Source organism: Collinsella aerofaciens, from assembly GCF_901212495.1.
Taxonomy (GTDB): domain Bacteria; phylum Actinomycetota; class Coriobacteriia; order Coriobacteriales; family Coriobacteriaceae; genus Collinsella; species Collinsella aerofaciens_H.
On sequence record NZ_CAAKNY010000083.1, the window covers coordinates 11 to 4176 of the forward strand.

Annotated in this window: 5 protein-coding genes; 4 read left to right on the forward strand and 1 reads right to left on the reverse strand. The window is 57.6% G+C overall.

Features of this window, described 5'->3' with window-relative positions:
• The first annotated feature begins 468 nt into the window (after positions 1–468).
• Both rlmH and proC read left to right on the forward strand, forming a co-directional pair.
• Positions 469–939 carry a 23S rRNA (pseudouridine(1915)-N(3))-methyltransferase RlmH gene (rlmH, locus tag SFLMC1_RS10125; protein ID WP_152074054.1) on the forward strand — a complete coding sequence of 157 codons (471 nt, stop codon included), beginning with the start codon at positions 469–471 and terminating at the stop codon, positions 937–939.
• 74 nt (positions 940–1013) lie between these two features.
• On the forward strand, positions 1014–1784 hold the full coding sequence (gene proC / locus SFLMC1_RS10130) for a pyrroline-5-carboxylate reductase (protein ID WP_152074053.1): 771 nt from the start codon (positions 1014–1016) through the stop codon (positions 1782–1784).
• A gap of 157 nt (positions 1785–1941) precedes the next feature.
• On the opposite strand, the gene SFLMC1_RS10135 is transcribed toward proC, so the two are convergent.
• Positions 1942–2115: a DUF6724 family protein gene (locus SFLMC1_RS10135; protein ID WP_187323950.1), complete on the reverse strand. Its 174-nt coding sequence runs from the start codon at positions 2113–2115 to the stop codon at positions 1942–1944.
• A gap of 111 nt (positions 2116–2226) precedes the next feature.
• On the opposite strand from SFLMC1_RS10135, the gene serS reads away from it, so the two are divergent.
• Positions 2227–3510: a serine--tRNA ligase gene (serS, locus tag SFLMC1_RS10140; RefSeq protein WP_152074052.1), complete on the forward strand. Its 1284-nt coding sequence runs from the start codon at positions 2227–2229 to the stop codon at positions 3508–3510.
• A gap of 170 nt (positions 3511–3680) precedes the next feature.
• Positions 3681–4058, forward strand: coding sequence for a hypothetical protein (locus SFLMC1_RS10145; protein ID WP_152074051.1), 378 nt, complete (start codon positions 3681–3683; stop codon positions 4056–4058).
• Positions 4059–4166 lie beyond the last annotated feature (108 nt).

The following is a 4166-nucleotide window of genomic DNA, read 5'->3' on the forward strand; positions in this document are numbered from 1 at the left end:
AAATGGGGGCTCTTTTGTTATGGGCCCATCGCAGGGACTTGAACCTGCGAAGGAGCGAGCGTAAAGAAAACGCAGCGCGTTTTTAGCGAGCTGGCGAGGACGCCGGCGGGCTGTATTTACGGATTCAATGCCGATATTTCGTATGTCCGTAACCCCCGTGGACAAAAAACATCAAATATGAGTACTGCCATAAGTACAGTTACATTTCTAAAGCTCATTATTCTGAAACTTACGCAACAGATGTACGTTAATTTGACTCTAGTTTGAGGCAACACGGGTCAATTTGGAATGATCTCGGGTTCGACAGGGCGTTTTTGCGCCAAAAATGCTGCTACTAAATTGGTGACAGTACTCATATTTGGCCTTTTTTGCCCACGGCCCCTCCCACCGGGGCCGCAAGGTCGCCTCGGACGGTTATCCTAGGGTAGCGCCAGGTATGTCCAGAACGAGTCGAAGGAGTAGACGCGCGTGAAATATACCGTTGTTTGCGTTGGCAAGCTCAAAGAGCGCTTTTGGAAGGACGCGTGCGCCGAGTACACCAAGCGCCTAGGTGCCTATGCCAAGGTAGATATGCGCGAGGTGGCCGATATCGATCCGGCCAAGGCGGGCGGCGTGGATGCCGCGCGCGACAAAGAAGGCGCGGCGATTCTTGCTGCCCTGCCACCGCGAGCGCATGTGATCTTGCTGGCCATTGAGGGCAAGGAGCGCTCGAGCGAGGAGCTTTCGGCGCGGCTCGATGATCTTATGTTGCGTGGTAACAGCGACATCGCCTTTGTGATTGGCGGATCGGACGGCGTGAGTGATGAGGTACGTGCCCGCGCCGACGAGATGCTCAGCTTTGGACGCATTACCTTGCCGCATAACCTGGCGCGTGTGGTGCTGCTGGAGCAGATCTACCGCGCCTGCAAGATTAGCCGTGGCGAGCCGTATCACAAGTAGGTCGGCAATACGAAACAATGGCGTGGGACAATGGCTTTCGTTTTTGAGGAACGCATCTGAGAGGACTGTGTGATATGAAGATCGGATTTGTCGGTTTTGGCAATATGGCGAGCGCTATGGCCGATGGCTGGATTGCCGCCGGCGCGGCCGTGGGCGACATGTGCGCCTGCGCGGGCCACTACGACGCCTTGGTTGAGCGTTGCGAGGCGCGGGGTATGGCTGCCTGTCACGATGCGGCGGAGGTTGTTACCGCGTCCGATATCGTGGTTGCGGCGGTCAAGCCGTACATGATTGAGAAGGTCTTCGCTCCGCTCAAGGACGCCCTTGCCGACAAGATTGTCCTTTCGGTCGCCTGGACTTGGGATAGCACCAAGTGGGAACAGGTCCTGCCAGGTGTCGCTCATATCTCGACGGTGCCCAACACGCCGGTTTCGGTGGGCGAGGGCGTTATCGCCTGCGAGAAGGCTTCCACGCTTAGCGATGAGCAGCGTGCCACGGTGCTCGGTCTGCTCGGAAAGCTTGGCACGGTGGTCGAGCTCGATACGAGTCTGCTGTTTGTGGGCGGTACCGTGGGCGGTTGCGCCCCGGCGTTTGTCGCCATGGCGATCGAGGCTCTGGGCGATGCGGCCGTCAAACACGGTATTCCGCGCGCCGATGCCTATCGCATTGTGAGCCAGATGGTGCTGGGTACGGCAAAGCTGCAGCTTGCAACCGGTCAGCATCCCGCAGCGATGAAGGATGCCGTGTGCTCGCCCGGCGGTGCTACCATCAAAGGCGTCGTGGCGCTTGAGGACGCCGGCATGCGCAGCGCCCTGGTCAAGGCAATCGACGCCACTCTCCAGTAAAACCTTCCATTTAGGGACAGGTTTATTTTGGCAGGTTTTTCCTGCGGTTTTGTCGTATGTGCGAAAAGCGCCTCGCAACTGGCTCAATTCCAGTTGCGAGGCGCTTGCGTTTGCCCAGATAAAACCGACCAAAATAAACCTGTCCCTTTTTAGTAGGTTAGTCCCAGAAGTTGTCTTCTTCGTCCTCGGACTTGGGGCCGCGGTCGACATACATCTTATGGGTGCGCTTCTCCATTACAAAGGCAAGAATCGCAAACAGCAGGATGCCGCCGGCGAAAAGGATGGCAAAACCGGTGCGGGTGTCAAACAAAAAGGAAAAAACTGCGTCCATTGGGTGCCTTCTTGCGTAGTTGAGTTGGGTCGTAAACGCTCATAAGTATATACTTGCCCATACATGTACAAGGTTGCAACCTAAATGGAATGTATATCGCCGGAGGATCTAATGCTTGATATCAAGTTTGTTCGCGAGAACCCCGATGCCATCGATACCGCCATGGCAAATCGCCAGACGTCTTGGGATCGCGAGAAGTTCTTTGAACTCGACGACGAGCGCCGTGCCGTCATCACCGAGGTCGAGGAGCTCCAGGCCACGCGTAACGCCGAGTCCAAGAAGATTGGCGCCCTGATGAAGGAGGGCAAGAAGGACGAGGCCGAGGCCGCCAAGGAGGCCGTGCGCGCCGTCAACGAGAAGATCGACGGTCTGGCCGAGCGCCGCACTGCTCTTGAGCAGGAGCAGTACGACTTCATGGCTCACCTGCCCAACATTCCGTGCGAGGCCACGCCGTACGGCAAGGACGAGGATGAGAACATCGAGCGTCGCCGCTGGGGCACCCCGCGCGAGTTCGACTTCGACTTTAAGCCGCACTGGGATCTGGGCACCGATCTGGACATTCTCGACTTCGAGCGCGGCAACAAGCTCTCCGGCAGCCGCTTCACCGTTCTCGGTGGCGCCGGCGCCCGCCTGGAGCGCGCCCTTATCAACTTCTTCCTCGATACGCACACGAGCCGTGGCTTCAAGGAGTGGTGGCCGCCCATCGTTGTCAAGCGTCAGACTATGTTCGGTACGGGCCAGCTGCCCAAGTTTGAGGATGACGCCTATCACGTCTCGGGCGACAACTTCCTGATCCCTACCGCCGAGGTCGTACTGACTAACCTGCATGCCGGTGAGGTTCTGGACGCCGACACTCTGCCTCGCCGCTACACTGCCTTCACCCCCTGCTTCCGCGAGGAGGCCGGATCTGCCGGCCGCGACACCCGCGGCATCATTCGCCAGCACGAGTTCGACAAAGTTGAGATGGTCAAGTTCGCTAAGCCGGAGGAGTCCGACGAGGAGCTCGAGAGCATGACCGCCGAGGCCGAGTACCTGCTGCAGCAGCTGGGCCTGCCGTATCGCGTGATTAGCCTGTGCACCGGTGACTTGGGCTTCTCTGCCCGTCAGACCTACGACGTCGAGGTCTGGCTACCGAGCTACAACGCCTACAAGGAGATCAGTTCCTGCTCCAACTGCGGTGACTTCCAGGCCCGTCGTGCCAACATTAAGTATCGCGACCCCGAGAACTTCAAGGGTTCGCGCTACCTGCACACTCTCAACGGTTCCGGCCTGCCGGCCGGCCGCACCATGGCCGCCATTCTGGAGAACTACCAGAACGCCGACGGCACCATCACGATCCCTGAGGTTCTGCGTCCCTACATGGGCGGTCTCGAGAAGATCGAGCCGGTCGCGTAACTTGGCTGCATAGGGGATATGCAAGGGCGCTCCTTCGGGGGCGCCCTTTTTATGTACGGCTATACCATGCCGTGCGGACAGCTCGATAGAAAACACACGAACAAACGTTCTGTATACATGCATCTACCTGCTATGCTTTTGCTAACTAAGAGCAAGAGAAAGGGGATGTGATGGAGCTGTTCGATGAACGGGTTGTCTTGTTCCAGAGCGATGAGGGTGGGGAGCACCTGCTGGTAACGTGCGAGCCGTCGGGTATGGGTGGCTTGGTGGTTCGGCAGAAGAGCGAGGGACCATTGTCGCAATGGTGCTATGAGGAGTCACCGCATGTGGTCGAGACGTTTGTGGCGCATGAGGCACTTGTTGTCCTCGAGCACTTCTATGGCGTTGGAACTTCTAATCAGGTGGCCCGAATGCTGAGCATCTCGTTTGCCGACTACGACTGTGCCCAACGGGTGAGGTCGCTTCTGGGGGAGCTTGGCGCCGGGTTCGATGTGATCGAAAAGCCAATCGATCGCACGAGAAGAGCTGATACTTGTGGTGCAGTGTGAGAAATTGCGGCCCGCGGGAAAAAAGTTCAAGATTTTGCTTGACTCCAATAAGCTAAAGAGGTTTTATATATCTTGCACTGCGGCGTTACCTCAGCTGGATAGAGGGTC